The sequence below is a fragment of the Priestia sp. P5_B4 genome (assembly GCF_056400385.1).
Genome location: NZ_JBFULJ010000803.1, coordinates 1 through 1,762, shown reverse-complemented (window position 1 = coordinate 1,762; position 1,762 = coordinate 1). Strand labels below are relative to the sequence as shown.

Below are 1,762 nucleotides of genomic sequence, written 5' to 3'. Positions count from 1 at the left end.
TACTATCGCTATTCGAGCTGATATTGATGCGCTGCCAATTGAAGAAAAAACCAATCTGCCGTTTGCTTCTGAAGTGAACGGTGTTATGCACGCGTGCGGCCATGATTTTCATACGGCTTCTATAATCGGAGCAGCCATCCTTCTTAAAGAGCGTCAGCAGGAGCTTTGCGGTACGATTCGATTTATCTTTCAGCCAGCCGAAGAAACGGCTTCTGGGGCAAAAATGCTAGTTGAAAAAGGTGTGCTCGAAGGAGTGGAAGCGATATTTGGGATGCATAACAAACCGGATCTTCCTGTAGGAACCATTGGTATCAAACCGGGACCTTTAATGGCAAGCGTTGATCGTTTTGAAATTGACGTCAAAGGAGTAGGAGGTCACGCGGGTATTCCTGAAAAAACAATAGATCCGATTGCTGCTGCTGGTCAAATTGTTACTAGTTTACAAACCATTGTCAGCCGTAATCTCAGCCCCTTTCAAAATGTTGTTGTCAGCATAACTCAAATCCACGGAGGGAGCTCGTGGAACGTCATTCCTGACAAAGTAACGCTTGAAGGAACGGTGCGTACCTTTCAAGAAGAAGCGAGAGAAAAAATACCGGCTCTTATGAAACGAACTGCTGAAGGGATTGGCGCAGCTTTCGGGGCTTCAGTAGACGTTAAATGGTATCCATATCTTCCAGTAGTCAACAATGATGATAAGCTGGAAAAACTGGCTATTAAAGCGGCAGAGGATCTTAGTTATCAAGTCGTAGAAGCTGAACAATCGCCTGGAGGAGAAGATTTTGCCGTATATCAGCAGCATGTACCAGGATTTTTTGTATGGATGGGTACAGCTGGAGAATATGAATGGCACCATCCTTCTTTTTCATTAAATGAAGAGGCATTACTTGTAGCAGCTTCTTATTTTGCTAATCTAAGCTTTCATTTTTTGAATTCATTCMATTACCAAAAAAATTAAAATATTTTTATTTTTCTATTTACGCGGATGGAATTGTTTGATAAAATAAATTTTAAATTAAAAAGTTATCACGAGTGGACGAGAGATCTGGCTCTTTGACTCCACAGCAACCTACGAATGTAAGGTGCTCCTACCAGCAAAGCATGTGCTTTGGGTGATAAAACGGGTGAAAAACTCATTTTGCATCAAAGCAAAATGAGTTTTTTTTATTTTTCTAAAAGGAGAGGGTTTTATGAGTCATACAGCAGTTGCAGCACACACAGGAGAGAAAGCATTAAAGGAAGCAGTGAAATTATTAGGAAAGCATTATCAAGTAGCTTATCGTGAGTTAGAAACATTTTATGAAATTGTGGTCGAAAACCATGTTCGTACATATGCTGTAGGCATAGATATTAAAGATATACAAAAAGCAAATGAACTAGAAATTTATTCATCATGCTGTTCCAAGCTTGAGCGAGTAGGCTGTCTTTTATAGAAGAAGTCTGCTCGCGCCTCTATTTTTTAAGTGTTTTTAAATAGAAAGCATGGTTTTTGACAAGCAAAGAATCTGGTGGGTATAATCAATATTCACTAGGTTTTAAAATTAATCATAAATTGTCGAAATTTTTACACAAATTAAAGGTTACATTCGAAATGAATTGTGGTATGTTATAAAACAAGAATATTTTATGAAAGGAGCATTGAAATGGAAATGTCTCTTGAACACGGAAACGATGCAGGAAGCGAACAGCTTATTGATCGTATCCTAGACTTTTTAGAAGATGACCAAAAGTAAAAAAAGAGTGTGCGGTGCTATCCCTAGCC

The 1,762-nt window shown here is 38.9% G+C and carries 2 protein-coding genes and 1 riboswitch; both genes read left to right on the top strand.

Features of this window, described 5'->3' with window-relative positions; genetic code table 11:
- Positions 1 to 958, top strand: a 958-nt coding sequence (locus AC1DRF_RS26140; protein WP_477742093.1) for an amidohydrolase, incomplete at its 5' end; no start/stop codon positions are given.
- 62 nt (positions 959 to 1,020) lie between these two features.
- A riboswitch (SAM riboswitch) is annotated at positions 1,021 to 1,122 on the top strand.
- Positions 1,123 to 1,190: 68 nt separating this feature from the next.
- Positions 1,191 to 1,433: a hypothetical protein gene (locus AC1DRF_RS26135; RefSeq protein WP_013082177.1), complete on the top strand. Its 243-nt coding sequence runs from the start codon at positions 1,191 to 1,193 to the stop codon at positions 1,431 to 1,433.
- The last annotated feature ends 329 nt before the right edge of the window (positions 1,434 to 1,762 follow it).

What these genes read in the sequence shown, in the direction of transcription:
- AC1DRF_RS26135 (WP_013082177.1), top strand. Translation starts at nt 1,191, where the DNA reads ATGAGTCATACAGCAGTTGCAGCACACACAGGAGAGAAAGCATTAAAG.